At 42.3% G+C, this 16,312-nt stretch carries 18 protein-coding genes and 1 pseudogene; 4 read left to right on the top strand and 15 right to left on the bottom strand.

The window, feature by feature from the left end; genetic code table 11:
* Positions 1–12 precede the first annotated feature (12 nt).
* The 4 genes and pseudogenes from PCY71_RS00310 to PCY71_RS14940 all read right to left on the bottom strand — a co-directional run bounded on the left by PCY71_RS00310 (position 13) and on the right by PCY71_RS14940 (position 2,405).
* Complete coding sequence (locus tag PCY71_RS00310; protein WP_002895848.1) at positions 13–687, bottom strand: ABC transporter ATP-binding protein; 675 nt, start codon at positions 685–687, stop codon at positions 13–15.
* Positions 674–1,939, bottom strand: coding sequence for an efflux RND transporter periplasmic adaptor subunit (locus PCY71_RS00305; RefSeq protein ID WP_048774437.1), 1,266 nt, complete (start codon positions 1,937–1,939; stop codon positions 674–676). Before PCY71_RS00305 ends, PCY71_RS00310 begins: the two co-directional genes overlap by 14 nt.
* 28 nt (positions 1,940–1,967) lie before the next feature.
* Positions 1,968–2,240: a hypothetical protein gene (locus PCY71_RS00300; protein WP_002895853.1), complete on the bottom strand. Its 273-nt coding sequence runs from the start codon at positions 2,238–2,240 to the stop codon at positions 1,968–1,970.
* Positions 2,237–2,405: pseudogene (locus tag PCY71_RS14940) on the bottom strand (preprotein translocase). Before PCY71_RS14940 ends, PCY71_RS00300 begins: the two are co-directional and overlap by 4 nt.
* 78 nt (positions 2,406–2,483) lie before the next feature.
* Here PCY71_RS14940 and PCY71_RS00295 point away from each other — a divergent pair.
* Positions 2,484–3,494: a lactonase family protein gene (locus PCY71_RS00295; protein ID WP_048774438.1), complete on the top strand. Its 1,011-nt coding sequence runs from the start codon at positions 2,484–2,486 to the stop codon at positions 3,492–3,494.
* A 68-nt stretch (positions 3,495–3,562) separates the two neighbouring features.
* On the top strand, positions 3,563–3,754 hold the full coding sequence (locus PCY71_RS00290; protein WP_048774439.1) for a hypothetical protein: 192 nt from the start codon (positions 3,563–3,565) through the stop codon (positions 3,752–3,754).
* Positions 3,755–3,801: 47 nt separating this feature from the next.
* Here PCY71_RS00290 and mgtE read toward each other — a convergent pair whose 3' ends face one another.
* The 3 genes from mgtE to eno form a co-directional block, all read right to left on the bottom strand.
* The gene (mgtE, locus tag PCY71_RS00285) at positions 3,802–5,142 is read right to left on the bottom strand and encodes a magnesium transporter (protein WP_048774440.1); all 1,341 of its coding nucleotides are present in this window, start codon (positions 5,140–5,142) and stop codon (positions 3,802–3,804) included.
* Between the two features lie 121 nt (positions 5,143–5,263).
* Positions 5,264–5,428, bottom strand: coding sequence for a hypothetical protein (locus PCY71_RS00280; protein ID WP_239683272.1), 165 nt, complete (start codon positions 5,426–5,428; stop codon positions 5,264–5,266).
* A gap of 64 nt (positions 5,429–5,492) precedes the next feature.
* Positions 5,493–6,797 carry a surface-displayed alpha-enolase gene (gene eno, locus PCY71_RS00275; RefSeq protein ID WP_048774442.1) on the bottom strand — a complete coding sequence of 435 codons (1,305 nt, stop codon included), beginning with the start codon at positions 6,795–6,797 and terminating at the stop codon, positions 5,493–5,495.
* 208 nt (positions 6,798–7,005) lie between these two features.
* On the opposite strand from eno, the gene PCY71_RS00270 reads away from it, so the two are divergent.
* Entirely contained in the window at positions 7,006–7,455 is a 450-nt protein-coding gene (locus PCY71_RS00270; RefSeq protein ID WP_011836775.1) for a DUF1694 domain-containing protein, read from the top strand.
* A gap of 1 nt (position 7,456) precedes the next feature.
* Positions 7,457–7,795 (top strand): hypothetical protein, encoded by a 339-nt coding sequence (locus PCY71_RS00265; RefSeq protein ID WP_011836774.1) that lies wholly within the window; start codon positions 7,457–7,459, stop codon positions 7,793–7,795.
* Here the strand turns inward: PCY71_RS00265 and PCY71_RS00260 are convergent.
* The 8 genes from PCY71_RS00260 to PCY71_RS00225 form a co-directional block, all read right to left on the bottom strand.
* Positions 7,792–8,910 carry a glycerate kinase gene (locus tag PCY71_RS00260; protein ID WP_048774443.1) on the bottom strand — a complete coding sequence of 373 codons (1,119 nt, stop codon included), beginning with the start codon at positions 8,908–8,910 and terminating at the stop codon, positions 7,792–7,794. The genes PCY71_RS00265 and PCY71_RS00260 overlap by 4 nt on opposite strands.
* 9 nt (positions 8,911–8,919) lie before the next feature.
* A complete protein-coding gene (gene serB, locus PCY71_RS00255) occupies positions 8,920–9,567 on the bottom strand; it encodes a phosphoserine phosphatase SerB (protein ID WP_002915488.1) in 648 nt (215 codons plus the stop codon).
* Positions 9,568–9,663: 96 nt separating this feature from the next.
* Positions 9,664–10,350 carry a hypothetical protein gene (locus PCY71_RS00250; protein WP_002912175.1) on the bottom strand — a complete coding sequence of 229 codons (687 nt, stop codon included), beginning with the start codon at positions 10,348–10,350 and terminating at the stop codon, positions 9,664–9,666.
* 75 nt (positions 10,351–10,425) lie between these two features.
* On the bottom strand, positions 10,426–11,094 hold the full coding sequence (locus tag PCY71_RS00245; protein WP_048774444.1) for a hypothetical protein: 669 nt from the start codon (positions 11,092–11,094) through the stop codon (positions 10,426–10,428).
* A 93-nt stretch (positions 11,095–11,187) separates the two neighbouring features.
* A complete protein-coding gene (gene ezrA, locus PCY71_RS00240; RefSeq protein WP_002912173.1) occupies positions 11,188–12,912 on the bottom strand; it encodes a septation ring formation regulator EzrA in 1,725 nt (574 codons plus the stop codon).
* 86 nt (positions 12,913–12,998) lie between these two features.
* The gene (gyrB, locus tag PCY71_RS00235; RefSeq protein ID WP_048774445.1) at positions 12,999–14,948 is read right to left on the bottom strand and encodes a DNA topoisomerase (ATP-hydrolyzing) subunit B; all 1,950 of its coding nucleotides are present in this window, start codon (positions 14,946–14,948) and stop codon (positions 12,999–13,001) included.
* 12 nt (positions 14,949–14,960) lie between these two features.
* The gene (locus PCY71_RS00230; protein ID WP_048774464.1) at positions 14,961–15,527 is read right to left on the bottom strand and encodes an HAD-IA family hydrolase; all 567 of its coding nucleotides are present in this window, start codon (positions 15,525–15,527) and stop codon (positions 14,961–14,963) included.
* Positions 15,528–15,762: 235 nt separating this feature from the next.
* Positions 15,763–16,311, bottom strand: a complete 549-nt coding sequence (locus PCY71_RS00225) for a DJ-1 family glyoxalase III (RefSeq protein ID WP_048774446.1) — start codon at positions 16,309–16,311, stop codon at positions 15,763–15,765.
* Between the last annotated feature and the right edge of the window lies 1 nt (position 16,312).

Here is a 16,312-nt window from a genome sequence, read left to right as displayed (position 1 = left end):
ACAGCTTCCTTTCTATCCTATCGCTTTGCTCTCTATATTACCGTCCCGCAGGATAACCGTCTGCTTGCAGAGTTGGGCTACTTCCGGCTCATGGGTAATGATGACAATGGTCTTGCCCTCATCATTAAATTGCTTGAAAAGGTCCATAATCTGCACACTGGTCTTGGTATCCAGGGCCCCCGTTGGTTCATCACCAAGGATGAAGCTGGGATTGGTTACCAAGGCTCGCGCAATGGCTACCCGCTGCTTCTGACCACCGGACAGCTCCATAGGCTTGAAATCACTTCTTTCTTCCAGCCCGACCAATCGCAACATTTCCAGAGCTCGCTCCCGTCTCTCTTTTTTAGGAATTTTCATGTAAGTCAGAGGCAGTTCCACATTTTGGCAGGCCGTTAGCTTGGGCATGAGATTAAAATTTTGAAAAACAAAGCCAATCTTCTGATTGCGCAAATCGGACAACTGATTGTCAGACAGCTCAGACACATCGGTTCCTTCGATATGATAAGTCCCTGAACTTGCCTTATCCAGACAGCCGATAATGTTCATTAGAGTCGACTTACCAGATCCAGACGGTCCCATGATAGCCAGAAAATCCCCCTCTTTCACATGCAGATCAATTCCTTTTAAAATCGGAAATTCCTGACTGCCCTGCTGATAAGATTTGTGGATATCCTTAAGCTTTAACATGCTGTCCTACCTCCATCCCTTCTTCCATACCTGCTCTCGGTGTTGAAATGGTATCCTGCATAGTCAAACCTTCTGTAATCTCCACCAAACGGTCAGAAACTTTCTTGGTCTTGACTTCATGCATTTTCAGAGTCTTGCCCTCTACTTTCCAGACATAGGTCTTACCATTTTTATTGAAAGTATAGGCCTTATTGACGACTACCTTTCCAGCCTCGGGAGCATTCTCCACGATGTTGACATAGGAATGGGAGCCCACCAGTGGCATTTCACCACCCTGATCCAGCTCAACTGTATAAGGATACTTACCTTGGTTGGGATTTTCCTGTTGCTTATTCCCACCATTATTATTGGAAGTATTTTCTGCTGTCAGGCTGCCGACCTGAGTTACCGTACCACTCCAGCGTTTCTTAGGATCCTTGCGATCCACCACTTCCACTTTCTGGCCAACACTCAGCTTTTCACGGTCAAATTCACTGACAGTCCCTTTGACCAGAGTTTTGGACTTGTCCATAATCTCAATAAAGTTTTCTTCTTCTTTTTTGGCCTTGGACTGATTAGGCAAATCTTCATTCATAGAGGTAATTGTTCCTGCTGTATCGGCAGTCACAGTATCATACTTCATCCGATCTGATTCTGTCTGGGCTGTCACTTGGGCCTTTTCAGCCTCAATCTGAGCTGTCGTCACTTCACTATCCGCAGTCTTAGCATCGCTCAACGCCTGAGCCAGCTCGTCTTCAGCTGACTTAATCTGCTCCAGTAATGACTCATCCTGACTGGAATTGTATTTGTCCTTGAGAGCATTGAGACTGGCTAACTTGCGATTATAGGTTTCCCATTTAATGGCAGCGCTGTTTTGAGCGGCTGTAATGCCATTTGCCTTGGACTGGGCATCATATTGAGCCGACTGGGCTGTCAATTGCTGCTCTGTCGCATAGGAAAAGAGCGGCTGTCCTTGTGTAACAGTATCACCATTTTTGACAAATACTTCCTTGACTTCCCCTTTAGACGGGTCAATCTTGACCTTACTGCTATTGTTGGCAACTACTTCCCCAGATAAAACCAGGCTTGTTTTTTTGCTGTTATTGACAGCTTCTTGGACTGTCAGCGAATCAATCGTCTTATCTACCATTTTCATGGCCTGTTGTTGATTGATCTGTCTAAAATACAGATAGCCTCCCAGCCCAGCACAAGCGAGAATGACCGTGCTGCCCAATAGAATGGTCTTACGATTCATTTTTTTTCTTCGAAACATATTGCCTCCAACCTACGCGTTTTAATCTTTATTCAGCTTCTGAGCTAGATCCTGATCCATCTTCTGGAATTTCCTCACCATCTGCTGGGATTTGGATAACGTTCCCATCAGGCATTGTGTATTCTGTCACTTCTTTGCCATCGACTGTCTTGGTCTTCTTATCAACAGCATCCTTCTGGAAGTCCACTTGTTTCCCATCCTTAATTTCTGAGTTATCAGCTTCTTTATTTCCACATGCGGCTAAAAAGAATCCTGACATTCCGATAAGGGCAACGAGCATAGCAATTTTTTTAACGTTCATTTGATTTCTCCTTTGTTTTAGCAAGCAGGAAGTTTGTTGTTTCCTGACAGTAATTGTTTTTTTGAACAATTCTATTCTAACAAAGCCATCTATCCCCTTCCTACCCACTATCTGTTTTTTATCTATTTTTTCAAAAACAATACTTTTCTGTTGAAAATCAGGCAAATCCTCTGCTCTAAGCCCTATCTTCTGCTTTTATGATATAATAGTAGCAAGTAATCTAAATATATAAGAGGTAATGTCATGACACAAACGGTTTACTTTGGAACCTATACTCGCAGAGATTCCAAGGGAATTTACAAGGCAGATTTTAATTCTAACAAAGGAACTTTAGAAAACTTGTCCTTGCTTGCTGAAGAGCCCAGTCCAACCTATCTATCCTTTGATAAGGCTGGACATTTCTATTCTGTCGGAGCAAAGGATGGACAGGGAGGTATTGCGGCCTTTGACCAGGCAGGTCAGCTCCTCAACCATGTTGTTGAAGAGGGGGCTCCGCTCTGCTATGTCGCAGTCGACGAAGAGCGTAACTTGGTTTACGGTGCCAACTATCATAAGGGACAAGTCTTAGTCTACAAACGCCTAGCTGATGGCAGACTGGAACTGGCTGACTCAGCTAGCCATCAAGGTCAAGGACCACACACCAACCAAGCATCTGCTCATGTCCACTATGCTGACCTTACACCAGATCAATACCTAATCACCTGCGACTTGGGAACTGATGAAGTAACCACTTATGATGTTGCTGAAGATGGAAAGATCGCTCCTCTGAACACCTACAAGTGTGCCGCTGGAGCTGGTGCCCGCCATATCGTTTTCCACCATCATTACAAAATCGCCTATTTAATCTGTGAGCTTAATTCTACTATTGAAGTCCTGATTTACGACGGAGTCGGCCATTTTGAACACCTGCAAACCGTCTCCACCTTGCCAGAGGACTATGAAGATGCAAACGGAACAGCCGCTATCCGTCTGTCTGCTGATGGCAAGTTTCTCTACGGTTCCAACCGCGGCCATGACTCTCTTGCCGTTTACAAAATCTTAGCTGATGGCAGCTTGGACTTAATCCAGATTGCACCTACCAATGGCCAAAATCCGCGGGATTTCAACATCACACCAGATCAAAACCATATCATTGCTGTCCATCAAGACTCTGATAATGCAACCATCTTCAAACGCGATGCAGAGAGTGGAAAATTAACAGAAATCTCCCACGATTTCTACGTTCCCGAAGCTGTTTGTGTGACCTTTAAATAAGCAGAATTCTTGTCTTTCTATTAGAAATTTGATTAAATAATATAAAAAATTACTAAGGAGCAACAACTATGAATCCAGTAGATTTAATTAACCAAGTAAAAGAAATGATTGAAAAAAAAGACTTTGATGGTGCCAAAAAGTTTATCGAAGAAAACAAAGACAAACTCGGCGAATACCTAGATCAAGCTAAAAAACTAGTAGCTGGAAATGAAATGGCCAGCGGTGCTATTGATAAAGTTAAAGGTTTGTTCGACAACTAAGAAAACAAAAACGCTTGAAAAATCAAGCGTTTTTTGTGTATCATTTTTTATACAATCAATGGTAAGAAAATTTGTGCTAAGCCTAGAAAAGCTAGATAACCTAACACATCTGTTGCCGTGGTAATGAAAATGGTTGAGGCTAGAGCCGGATCCTGATTCAGTGTCTTGATAATCAGCGGTACAAAGTAACCAAATAGAGCACCACATGCTAGATTGATCATCATAGCCAATACCACAATAACAGACAGATAGAAATTTTGATAGAAGACAAACATGACAATCGCTGCAATCAAGCCAGTAAAGAAGCCATTAACCAAAGCTAGCACGATTTCTTTGAGTACTAAATTCCGATCTTCTTTCAGATCCAGTTTCCCCAAGGCAATTCCCTGGATAACCAAAGCAAGTGTCTGAGAGGCAGAATTTCCGCCCATCCCCGTGATAATAGGACTAATCGCTGCTAATGCTACAACTTTTGAAATCGTATCATCAAAAAGTGCCACTGTCGCAGAAGCTAGAAAGGCTGTCACTAGGTTAATCATCAACCAGGGTAAGCGTTTTTTGAGTGATTCTTTGAAAGGTCCTCCAATTTCTTCACTTTCTTGGACACCCCCCATCCGCAAGATATCTTCTTGATACTCTTCTTGCAAAACATCGACGATATCGTCAATAGTGATGATTCCTAACAATACCTGCCGATGATTGACGACCGGTACGACAGATAAATTATATTTGGCAGAAAGCTGTGCCACTTCCTCTTGGTCAACCTCTGGCGTTACACTCACTATCTGAGTATTCATAAATTCACTGAGTTTCATCTCCGCATCATGAATAAACAAATCACGAATATCAATCCAGCCAACTAGCGAATGATGCACATTTCTAATAAATAAGGTATCAATAACTTCTGTATTGGGCGAAATCTCCCTCAATTTATTGAGAGTTGCTGAGACGGTCAGGTTTTCATTTAAGGTGATGAATTCTGTCGTCATCAGACCACCAGCTGTCTGAGGATCGTAAGCCAACATAGCTTTCAAATTCTCTTGACTGGTATTTTTCATCATACTTAAGTATTGCTTACGCAAGTCCACACTCAAGTAACCCAAAATATCTACTACATCATCATCTGGCATAAGATGAAAAAGAGTGCTGGTACGTTTGAAAGAAATCGATTGGATAATCTGTCGTTGCAACTCCGGCTCGGCTTCTTTTAAAATCTCTACCAATTGATCATCACTAGCCATTTCCGTAAAGGTTTTGAGGAGATTCCCTTCCTCATCCTCCAAGGCCTCCAAAGAAAGAGCAATATCAATGGGATAGTAATCGTCAAATATCTGATTAAAAACTTCCCTATCCTGTGATAGTAAGACCTGATTTAATAATTCTTCCATTGTGCTCCTCCTTCCACTTTGCTAGTATACCATAAAAGACTGATTTTGATACAAGAAAGCTATAAAATCTTCAGTAAATCACTCACTTTTTCAACCATGTAGTCACAAGGAAACGCAGGGATTACTTGATTATATTTTCCTTAGCAAAAGCTATCATCTTGTCCCCCAATTTTTCAAGGGAAAGAGCATGACCAGCCCTACACAGTACTTCTAGGCAATTTTCTAGGAAAAGATGATAAATCTCCCTCTCATCAATTAGGGTTGATCCTAAATCAAAAATATCCATTGTTATATCTTTACACATCAAAAAAGCTAGGACTAAGTCCTAGCTCCTCTTATATGCTGTTAGATTATTTTTTCAAGTTATAGAAAGCTTGAAGACCTTTGTATTGAGCAACTTCACCAAGTTGATCTTCGATACGAAGCAATTGATTGTATTTAGCAATACGGTCTGTACGTGAAAGTGAACCAGTCTTGATTTGACCTGCGTTAGTTGCAACTGCGATGTCAGCGATTGTTGAATCTTCAGTTTCACCTGAACGGTGTGATACAACTGCAGTGTAACCAGCTTCTTTAGCCATTTCAATAGCTTCAAAAGTTTCAGTAAGAGTACCGATTTGGTTAACTTTGATAAGGATTGAGTTAGCAGCACCTTCTTTGATACCACGTGCAAGGTAGTCAGTGTTTGTTACGAAGAAGTCGTCACCAACAAGTTGTACTTTCTTACCAAGACGTTCAGTAAGAGCTTTCCAACCTTCCCAGTCATTTTCATCCATACCATCTTCGATAGTGATGATTGGGTATTTGTTAACCAACTCTTCAAGGTAGTCGATTTGCTCTGCAGATGTACGAACAGCAGCGCCTTCACCTTCAAATTTAGTGTAGTCGTATACTTTACGTTCTTTATCGTAGAATTCTGATGATGCACAGTCAAATCCGATAAATACATCTTTACCTGGAACATAACCAGCAGCTTCGATAGCAGCGATGATAGTTTCTACACCATCTTCAGTTCCTTCAAAACGAGGAGCGAATCCACCTTCGTCACCAACGGCAGTTTCCAAACCACGAGATTTAAGGATTTTCTTAAGAGCGTGGAAGATTTCAGCACCGTAACGAAGAGCTTCTTTGAATGTTGGAGCACCAACTGGCAAGATCATGAACTCTTGGAATGCGATTGGAGCATCTGAGTGAGATCCACCGTTGATGATGTTCATCATTGGAGTCGGAAGAACTTTAGTGTTGAATCCGCCAAGGTAGCTGTAAAGTGGCACTTCAAGGTAGTCAGCAGCAGCACGAGCTACAGCGATAGACACACCAAGGATTGCGTTCGCACCCAATTTACCTTTGTTAGGAGTACCGTCCAAAGCGATCATTGCACGGTCGATGGCTTGTTGGTCACGAACATCGTAACCGATAATAGCTTCAGCGATAACGTTGTTTACATTATCAACTGCTTTTTGTGTACCAAGACCACCGTAACGAGATTTGTCGCCATCACGAAGTTCAACTGCTTCGTGCTCACCTGTAGAAGCTCCTGAAGGAACCATACCACGTCCGAAAGCACCTGATTCAGTATAAACTTCTACTTCAAGTGTTGGGTTACCGCGTGAGTCTAGGACTTCGCGAGCGTAAACATCAGTAATAATTGACATTTCTTACTCTCCTTATTATTTAAAATTATTTACTAGTCTATGATACCTCAAAAACGCTTTTTTTTCAAGGAAAAATAGAGAATCTAAGCAAATTTGAGAAATTTTGCACAAGAAAACGATTCCAAATTTACTATATAAATGTTTTTCCGGCAAATCAGAAAGAAGATTCGACCTTTTAGAATTTCTCCTTTTATGGTACAATTTTATTATGACTGATATTAATAAAGTAATCATGGAAAAAGCTCAGGGCGGAGTCAAGCTCAACCCTGATGAACAGCGTAGGTTTTTAGGGACTTTTGAGGAGCGAGTGCTGGCTTCCTGCTCCATTGAGCAAGCTAACAGCTCTCTCATTCGCAGTCATTTCAAGGAAATGCTCAATAGCATCATGAAAAACTGCCAACCAGTAATTGTCAAAATTTCCCCAGAAGTCGAGTCTAGCAATCAAATCTTTTATCTAAAAACCTCTAAGGAACTAGGCTGCGAAGCGACTATCGTCTCAAGTGATTACCAGGCTTCTCCTTTTGGCCTGATTGTCCATAGCGACCATCTGGTCCAAGTAGATGACAAGGACATGAGCCAACAGTTTGCTAGTCTCCTTCAGCCAGCAGAAAAACCAGTAAAAGAAAAGCGCTCCCTCTGGAAAAAATGGTTTGGATAGGATGACAAATTTAGAAAAACTTTTTGCCTTTTTTGAAGCTGAAAACAAGCGTGATTGGCAAACCTATCAGACCTTTCTTTCTAATCAAGTTAGCTGGGAATTAGAGGGTGATACAATCGAAATTATCAAAGGAAAAGCGGACTACCTGACTAAGATTCAAAAAGCCTACCATAACAACCCCGTCCAATTTTCTTGTACTTATTATCAGCTTAGTCCTGACCAGAATCGGATTGTAACCCTTTTAGAAAATGATTTTGGTGACCTGTCTTGTGACATCTTTTTCTTTGAAAAAGGATTGATAGTCAAAGAAATTGAATATCTACTAAAAAAAGCGGACTAACCGCTTTTTTTCATTTTTAGTACATTGCCAATATTTCTGGCTGTGCGAATCAAATTTTGCTCCGCCTGCTCTAGAATCCTATCCAAACTATCTGCTCGCGCAATGATCGGAAAAGCTGCCTGGATATTCTCAACTGGGAAATCCGGTAAATCATCAGCCAGGCTACCACAAATCGCCAGTACAGGAATGCCTTCTGGTGTTCGTCTGGCGACCCCAACCGGTGCCTTGCCCGCCAGAGACTGACGGTCCATCCGTCCTTCGCCCACGACGACCAAGTCCGCTTTTTTGACTCTTTCATCAAAATCCAGTAAGTCTAGACAGGTTTCAATACCCGAAACAATTTTTCCTCCGGCAAAAGCAACCAGTCCTGCAGCCATTCCGCCTCCGGCCCCAGCTCCATCCATATCAATCACCTGAGGATTGACCAACTGATAGAAATCAGCCATGGCTTTATCCACTTGAGAGAATAATAAGGGAGCTAGACCTTTCTGTCCTCCGAAAACAGTTGTCGCACCGCGCACTCCGCATAGAGGATTGTCTACATCCGTCAAAATCTCAATCTCAACTTCTTGCAAGTAAGCAGGAACCCGCTCAGCAGATATCCGGGCAACCTTTTCTAAAGACGAACCAATGGGGCGCAATCTATGGTTATCCGCATCGAAAAATTCATAGCCTAGGCCCGCTGCCAATCCAATCCCACCGTCGTTACTGGCCGAACCTCCAACGCCAACTAAAATCTTTCTGACACCGTCTTCAGCCAGGTGCAAAATCAATTCTCCCAATCCTTTGGTCTCTATGGCCAAGGGATTTCGTTTTTCCTGAGGAATAGATGCGAGTCCGACCAAATCAGCCATTTCAAAAAGCGCTTGCTGACCATTTCTGGCGTAGGGCATTTTTACTGGCTGGCCAAAGGGTCCGGTTACGGTGTGGTAAAATTCAGCCCAGCCCAAAGCTGCTGTCAGCGCAGCCATTGTCCCCTCGCCGCCGTCACCAACCGGCAGCAAGTCAAAGCTGGCATCTGGCAAGGCCTGAGAAAATCCTGTCTGCAGAGCTTGAGCAACCTGAGCAGCTGACAAACTTTCCTTGAATGAATCCGGTGCAATTAGAATATGCATGCCTCTCTCCTACTCTTTTCTATTGTCTAAAAGATCAATGACCCGATAGAGATTGCATTCTTGAATCTGGTAAGGAGCTTGCTCGCGCACGATTGGCTTGGCCATAAAGGCAATTCCTATTCCTGCTGCCTGAATCATAGGCAGATCATTGGCGCCGTCTCCCATAGCAATTGTTTGATTTAATTCCAACTTGTTTTCAGCTGCCCATGCTTTTAACATGGCAAGCTTTGTATCCTTAGTGACAATCTCTCCTAAGACTTGGCCTGTTAAAAAGCCCTGCTGGATTTCCAAACGATTTGCCTTGACGTAGTCAATTCCAAGCTGCTCAGCCAGTCTGTCCACGGTCTCATGAAAACCACCTGACACCAAGCCTACTTTATAACCACGTTTATGCAGCTCCTTGACCAAGTCCTCGGCTCCTGGCGTGAAGTGGATCCTTTCAGCAATTCGAGCAAAAATATCCTCCGGCAGGCCTTTTAAAAGTGCAACCCGCTCACGTAAGGCAGCTTCAAAGTCCAATTCACCTCGCATGGCGCGCTCAGTAATGGCCGCAACCTGAGCTCCTACACCAGCCTCCTCTCCTAGCAGGTCAATCCCTTCTTCCATGATTAAGGTGCTATCTACATCCATGACTAAGAGACCTTTAACTTTATCCATCTCTTGACTCCTTTTCTATTGACATCTATAGCAGCAGCAGATAGGACTGCCGACATTTCAACTCGTCGGTTACTTTTTCCAATTGGATTCATAAATTCACTTCCTTTTAACTAAATAAATTGCTGTACTAATTTGTATCACCTTTTGCTTGGATTCAAAATTTAATAAGACATCATATCTATTATAGTATGCATGACTAAGACTAACCGAAAGTTTCGTATCCGATGGTAGATTATATTTTTCCACTATTTTTTTATATAATACTGACTGATTTTCAGCTTTATAAATAATGTCACTCAATTCAGTTTCTGCACTCTTAAAGGTTTCTTTAACCTCAAGCGCTTCGAAATAGTTCCTGTCAATTAAAAGATTGAATATTTCTTCATCAAATAGTGGCTCCAATTCTCCCTCGTATTGCAGTTTCCCATCAGTATAAGTCACACCAACTTCTTGAGCATCTTTTTTATACTTCCCTTTGCTGATGGTATATGTACCTTTACCAGAACCAGCTTGGAGCTTTAAAAAAATGTCATATGTTGTCATTTCACCATTTGAGTCAATTATAGTCAATGATGGAGAGTAAGTTTCAATCTCCGTAAAATCCTTCTTTTCTTGCTCCAAAAATTTAAACATTGGTTCAAATGTGCCTTCAAAATCATACTGTTCTCTTGTTCTGTTTTTTGGAATAGTTTCGCAGCCAAAATCACATCCATGTAGTGATACGACAAAAAATAGGAGAAGCCCTGCTATCACTATCCCTAATAACCAGTTCTGTTTTTTCATTCTTTGCTCTCTACCTAATCAGACATTTCAACTCGTCGGTTACTTTTTTCAATTCCATTCATTGATTATCCCCACCTATTTTTTAAATATAGTTAAATCTATTTGAACAGCTTTATCCTTCGCTTCCATTAGTATTGAAACCCCATAGATTGTTCCGCTAGAGTGATCTAATCTTATTCGACAGGTAGTATCCTCTGGTAGATCATACTTGTTTTTGAGATGTTTAAAGAGTTCAGATTGATTTTCTGGTTGGTAGATGATATCGCGAAGCTCTGTTTCTGCACTCTTAAAAGTCTCTTTCACATCTAAGGATTCAAAATGATTTCTTTGAACAACTAAGTTAAGAATCTCTTCATCAAATAAAGGACTTATCTCCGAGCTGTAATTTAGTTTGCCGTTAGAATAAGTAACGGGAACAGTCTCTTCTTTATCACCGATTGTTATTGTGTAATCACCCTTAATATCAGATTGTATAATATCTAAGTCCACTGAATATTTTTTGACTTCGTCTCCATGTTCTATATAAACACGACTTATGTAACCTTTTAATCCAGTAAAATCCTTTTTCTCTTGTTCTAAAAACTTAAACATTGGTTCAAAAGTGCCTTCAAAATCATACTGTTCTCTTGTTCTGTTTTTTGGGACAGTGTAATCATCCAGACGCCAGCCATTTATCAATGCTATCGATAAAACTGCTACACCTCCAAGAAAAATGAGAGTAATATATTTTTTAATCTTTTTCATTTTTTTAGACTTTCTACTTTAATCTGTCCCTCTATTATAACATAAGACCCTTTTTGCTGAGAATGGAAAAAGAAGCTCCCGAAGGAACTTCTTTTAAAAACGAATATTCTCGCGTGTTTTTTCGTAGGATGTCACAAAGCGCTCTGTCACGCCTGGCTCGACAAGATCCAAAGCTTTTGAAATGATTTCCAATGATTGAGCATAGTCGTAGTCATGTTCAAAGACATACAAGGACTTGTTGAAGGCTGCTTGTACATTATCGTCAAAGGAACGATAGCGGTTTGAATACTGCAGCAGCTGCTCAGTCAAGGTAGCATCTTGGACGATACGATAGGTTTCTTCTTCCAATTGCTCCATATCATTTCCTAGAATTTCCAGCCAACGGTTAACTGATTCGATGTTTACTCGTGTAGCTTCCAATTCCTTCACCAACTCTTCAATATTGTTGCTGGTTGAGAAGAAAATTTCTAAGAAAGAATCTGGAATACCCGGCAAATTGCGTTTTTCCATATATCTCTTAATGGTATGCAATTTGTTAGCATAGATATTGACTTTCTGACGAGCATTGGCATCATCTTTTTCAATCTCTGCCAGTGCTTCGCCAAGAGAAATCTGCTCATCTTCGATTTCTTTCAAACGCTCTTGGATAGCTTCCAACTCTTCCTGAACCACAGAATAAGCTTGCTTGGTTTCAGAAGAATCTTCTACCGCGCTAAGCACCACATCTTCCTGGGCAGAAAGCTCAGCCTGCAACTCCTTGACATGAGAAGTTTCCGTATCAGAGAGAAGGAAGGTTTGAGATAAACGTTCTATCTCTTTTTGGAGTTGCTGATTGTTTTCCTTTGTATGAGCCAGATAGCTAGGCAAGTTTTTAATCAGCTTCTCAACTACTTTGTGGGCTTCAATTTCCCGAGTGAAGATTTCATAGAGAGCGTTAATCTCTTCTTGCGCTTGCTCATTTTCATACTCAGCATTATCCAGCTCTAGGGCTGAAATATTGGCCTCGTTGCGTTTGAGACTTGCATGAAGCTGCTGGAAGCGAGACTCTATATCTGTTTCGATAAAGTGATAACCAGATTCCAAGAGCTTACGGTGACCAGATTCTAAGTCTTCCAACTGATCTGGCAATTTCACAGTCAACTCTTCGACAATAGCAGGAACTTTCTCAACGATATGCGTCAGAGCAAGGATATGATCCTCTGCCTTATCCAAGATTTCAGCCGCCTCAACCGGGTCACCCGAAGAATTAAGAGTTACAAACTGAGAAAACTCTGACTGGATATTTTCCAGCTGTTTTTCAATCTCAGCTAAGGCTTGTCCATACGAGTCCGCATTCTCCGCCACCTGAGTTTGCAGTTTTTCAAACAAATCCAAGGCATGGAGCACACGACCGCTGTTCTTAGACTCTTGCTCTTTAAGATCTTCCAAGGCTGCACGAATCATCTTGATATCTTCGTCAATCAAATCAATCTGACTCTCAATATTGCCGATAGCATGCTTGGCTTTTATGAAACGGAAAGAATTATTGTACCCTTCTGCTTCAAATAGATTATTTTCGATATCAGCAAATGAATTTAAGGACAAGTCTACCCATTTTTGATTCCATTCACGGAAGGCTACCTGACTCTGCCCAATCAAATGCATATTTTTTACTTCTTCAACTTCATCGTTCACAGGGAGATTATAGAGTGCTTCTTTTCTCTCCTCCAAATTTTGAAGTAAAGCTTCATTTCTCTTTCTCATCAGAACTGCAGTACCATAGCCGACAACCAAAAGCAGAGCTACCACAGCAACGAGAATAACTAGTCCAATAGACATATAGAACTCCTTCACATTGTTACTATAAAGCAAACATAATGATTATATCATATTTTTGCCCATAATGGTTGATTTTTCTGATTTTTTTAGACGTCGAGCGTACTGTATACAGCATTTTCTTCGATAAATTCACGACGAGGTTCAACGCGATCCCCCATCAGCATGTCAAAAATCTTGTCAGCTTCCGCTGCATCATCCACTGAAACCCGTGCCATCAAGCGATGTTCAGGATTCATAGTTGTTTCCCACAGCTGATGATCATCCATCTCTCCGAGTCCCTTGTAGCGTTGAATGGTTGGCTTGGAGCGACCTTCACTATAGCGAGCCAAAGCAGCCTGAAGCTCTTCTTCCTGATTAGCACCTGGCTGGATGTATTCTTTGACATCACTTCCTACCTTGACGCCATAGATTGGCGGCTGAGCGATATAGACAAATCCAGCTTCCAGAACCGGCTTCATATAGCGGTAAATCAAAGTCAAGAGCAGGGTTCGAATGTGAGCACCGTCTACATCGGCATCGGTCATGATGACTAATTTTTGGTAGCGGGCCTTGCTGACATCAAAGTCAGCACCGAAACCAGTTCCCATAGCAGTAAAGAGACTGCGGATTTCTTCATTGGCCAATATCTTGTCCATGCTGGCTTTTTCAACGTTGAGAATCTTACCACGAATTGGCAGAATGGCCTGAAATTCACGGTTACGGCCGGACTTAGCTGAACCACCCGCAGAATCCCCCTCCACGATGAAAAGTTCAGTTTCCTGAGGGTCGTTAGACGAACAGTCAGCCAATTTACCAGGCAGATTGGAAATTTCCAAGCCAGACTTCTTGCGAGTTACTTCCCGAGCTCGCTTGGCAGCAATTCTAGCCTTAGAAGCCAAAATTCCTTTTTCAACGATTTTTCGAGCTACCGCAGGATTTTCCAAAAGAAAATCTGAGAAAGCTTCACTAAAGAGGCGATTGGTAATCTTGACCACTTCGCTATTGCCCAGCTTGGTCTTAGTCTGACCTTCAAACTGAGGGTTGGGGTGCTTGACAGAGATGACAGCTGTCAGTCCCTCACGCACATCTTCCCCAGTCAGATTGTCCTCGTTTTCTTTGAGAAGTTTATTTTTCTTAGCGTAGTCATTGATAACCCTTGTCAGGGCGGTCCGGAAACCTTGCTCGTGCGTTCCACCCTCATGGGTGTGGATGTTATTGGCAAAGCTCATGACTGTTTCGTGGTAGCCAGTCGTATACTGCATAGCTACTTCAACCGTAATGTCGTCCATTTCGCCATCGGTATAAATCGGAGTTTCAAAGATTACATCCTTGTTTTCATTGATGTATTGGACATAGCTGGCAATCCCACCCTCATAGTGGTAGTCCTTGACCTGCTCCATTCCGTCTCGCTTATCGGTGATGGAAATTCTGAGGCCACGATTGAGGAAGGCCAGTTCTTGCACCCGCTTATTTAGCTTTTCAAAGTCAAATTCTACTGTTTCAGTAAAAATCTCTGGATCCGGTGTGAAGTGAACTGTCGTTCCTGTACGGTCTGTCTCACCGATGATTTCTAGGTCCGCGACTACATGACCGCGACGGTATTCTTGGTAATGAATCTGACCGTTCTTATAAACGCGGACATCCAGCTGAGTGGACAGGGCATTTACAACGGAAGAACCCACACCGTGCAGACCTCCCGATACCTTGTATCCGCCACCGCCGAATTTTCCTCCGGCATGGAGCACAGTAAAGACGGTTTCCACGGCCGGACGGCCTGTTTTCTCCTGAATATCAACGGGAATTCCCCGACCGTTATCCACTACTGTTATGGAATTGTCTTTTTCGATAAAGACTTGAATGTGACTGGCAAAACCAGCCAGCGCCTCATCAATTGAGTTGTCAACAATTTCCCATACTAAATGGTGCAGACCTTCCTTGGAGGTCGAACCGATATACATCCCTGGACGCATACGAACGGCTTCTAGGCCTTCTAAGACCTGAATCTGACTGGCATCATATTCCTGGGCTTGTATATCTTGCTGCTTTTCTTCTGTCATAGTGTTCCTTTTCTAATCAATATCTATAAATTCCTCAAGATGCTGCATATTATCAAAGAGATAGGTGTCAAAACCAGCTGCCTGCCCTGCTTGAATATCCAACGGACGGTCACCAATGACCAAGCCAGAGGCAATCTGATACTTGTCTTTTAGATAGAGCATGGAGTCTGGAGAGGGTTTCCTTGGAAAACCATTTGCAGCTGTCACCACTTCTGTAAAAGCTGATGAAATGGCAGTTTTCTCCAAGATTTCCAGCACTTGATTGTCCCGGTGGGAGACCAGAAAGTTCCGACCACCCTTGTCCACAATCCGCCTAAGCAAGTCTGCCGCTCCGTCAAATAAGACAGGATGAGTCAACTCTTCTGCTTCATTGGCCTTATAAAACTTCAAAAAGTCTTTTTCTTGGGGAGCAAACTGCTGGACTGCATAGTCCGTAGACACCTTGAGGGCCTTATAAACTTCGTCATGACCAGCTTGCAAACCGTATTCTTTCAAAGTCTGAACAAAAGCTGCAGTCGAAGTTTCATAATTATCCAAGAGTGTTCCACCTAAATCCCAGATGTAATCTTGATAATTCATACCTTTCATTATACCATAATTTTCATGAAAAAGGGGCTAATATTTGCCTGAATCCAGCACTTTTCCGACTTTTTTCAACCCTTTTTCTAAACAAAATATCTCAAAGAATCCAAAATTTAAAAATGGATGATGGTTTCGTCCTTGTCAACAGCTCTAACCCCCTACCAAATAGAGAACGACAAAGATACATAAGGGTTCAAAAAAGCTGGGACATATTTTGAGTCCCAGCCTATTTTTAATTTCCAAATACATCTGTATAAAGCATAGCATCAGCCAACTGGTCAGCGTCTCCGCCCAGCTGACGAACCAGCTCATAGGCGAAAGCCAAGGCAGTCGATGGACCACGGCTAGTAATCAGCTTCCCATCAACAAGAACTGTTTCTTTATGGTAAGTTCCATTTTTAATATTGTCTTGCGCACCATCATAACAAGTAAAATACTTACCAGTCAAGATACCTGCGCGGTCAAGAGCAATGGGAGCGGCACAAATGGCCGCGATGAATTTGTCCCCCTGCTGAAAGTCCTGTAAAAGCTGCATCAGTCGGTCATCATCGCGAAGATTAGCTGATCCCGGCATCCCCCCTGGCAAAATAACCATATCATAGTCATCCAGTCTGCCCTTCCAGACCTGATCCGCCTGAACAGTGATGGCGTGAGAGCCAGTCACTGATTCATCAAAACCAATCATATCACAGACAAGACCTGCACGGCGCAAGACATCCACAACCGTCAGGGCCTCGATTTCTTCAAAGCCGGGAGCTAAGAGTAAAGCTGCTTTTTTCATG

This window comes from Streptococcus sp. SN3, from assembly GCF_030439905.1.
Note: the sequence above shows the minus strand (reverse complement) of the source record. Positions and strands in the feature narration are given on the sequence as shown.

What these genes read in the sequence shown, in the direction of transcription:
- PCY71_RS00300 (WP_002895853.1), bottom strand. Translation starts at nt 2,240, where the DNA reads ATGAACGTTAAAAAAATTGCTATGCTCGTTGCCCTTATCGGAATGTCA.
- ezrA (WP_002912173.1), bottom strand. Translation starts at nt 12,912, where the DNA reads ATGTCTATTGGACTAGTTATTCTCGTTGCTGTGGTAGCTCTGCTTTTG.
- gyrB (WP_048774445.1), bottom strand. Translation starts at nt 14,948, where the DNA reads ATGACAGAAGAAAAGCAGCAAGATATACAAGCCCAGGAATATGATGCC.
- PCY71_RS00260 (WP_048774443.1), bottom strand. Translation starts at nt 8,910, where the DNA reads ATGCATATTCTAATTGCACCGGATTCATTCAAGGAAAGTTTGTCAGCT.
- PCY71_RS00225 (WP_048774446.1), bottom strand. Translation starts at nt 16,311, where the DNA reads ATGAAAAAAGCAGCTTTACTCTTAGCTCCCGGCTTTGAAGAAATCGAG.
- PCY71_RS00290 (WP_048774439.1), top strand. Translation starts at nt 3,563, where the DNA reads ATGAATCCAGTAGATTTAATTAACCAAGTAAAAGAAATGATTGAAAAA.
- PCY71_RS00305 (WP_048774437.1), bottom strand. Translation starts at nt 1,939, where the DNA reads ATGTTTCGAAGAAAAAAAATGAATCGTAAGACCATTCTATTGGGCAGC.
- PCY71_RS00270 (WP_011836775.1), top strand. Translation starts at nt 7,006, where the DNA reads ATGACTGATATTAATAAAGTAATCATGGAAAAAGCTCAGGGCGGAGTC.
- PCY71_RS00310 (WP_002895848.1), bottom strand. Translation starts at nt 687, where the DNA reads ATGTTAAAGCTTAAGGATATCCACAAATCTTATCAGCAGGGCAGTCAG.
- PCY71_RS00245 (WP_048774444.1), bottom strand. Translation starts at nt 11,094, where the DNA reads ATGAAAAAGATTAAAAAATATATTACTCTCATTTTTCTTGGAGGTGTA.
- PCY71_RS00295 (WP_048774438.1), top strand. Translation starts at nt 2,484, where the DNA reads ATGACACAAACGGTTTACTTTGGAACCTATACTCGCAGAGATTCCAAG.
- serB (WP_002915488.1), bottom strand. Translation starts at nt 9,567, where the DNA reads ATGGATAAAGTTAAAGGTCTCTTAGTCATGGATGTAGATAGCACCTTA.
- PCY71_RS00230 (WP_048774464.1), bottom strand. Translation starts at nt 15,527, where the DNA reads ATGAATTATCAAGATTACATCTGGGATTTAGGTGGAACACTCTTGGAT.
- mgtE (WP_048774440.1), bottom strand. Translation starts at nt 5,142, where the DNA reads ATGGAAGAATTATTAAATCAGGTCTTACTATCACAGGATAGGGAAGTT.
- PCY71_RS00265 (WP_011836774.1), top strand. Translation starts at nt 7,457, where the DNA reads ATGACAAATTTAGAAAAACTTTTTGCCTTTTTTGAAGCTGAAAACAAG.
- PCY71_RS00280 (WP_239683272.1), bottom strand. Translation starts at nt 5,428, where the DNA reads ATGGATATTTTTGATTTAGGATCAACCCTAATTGATGAGAGGGAGATT.
- eno (WP_048774442.1), bottom strand. Translation starts at nt 6,797, where the DNA reads ATGTCAATTATTACTGATGTTTACGCTCGCGAAGTCCTAGACTCACGC.
- PCY71_RS00250 (WP_002912175.1), bottom strand. Translation starts at nt 10,350, where the DNA reads ATGAAAAAACAGAACTGGTTATTAGGGATAGTGATAGCAGGGCTTCTC.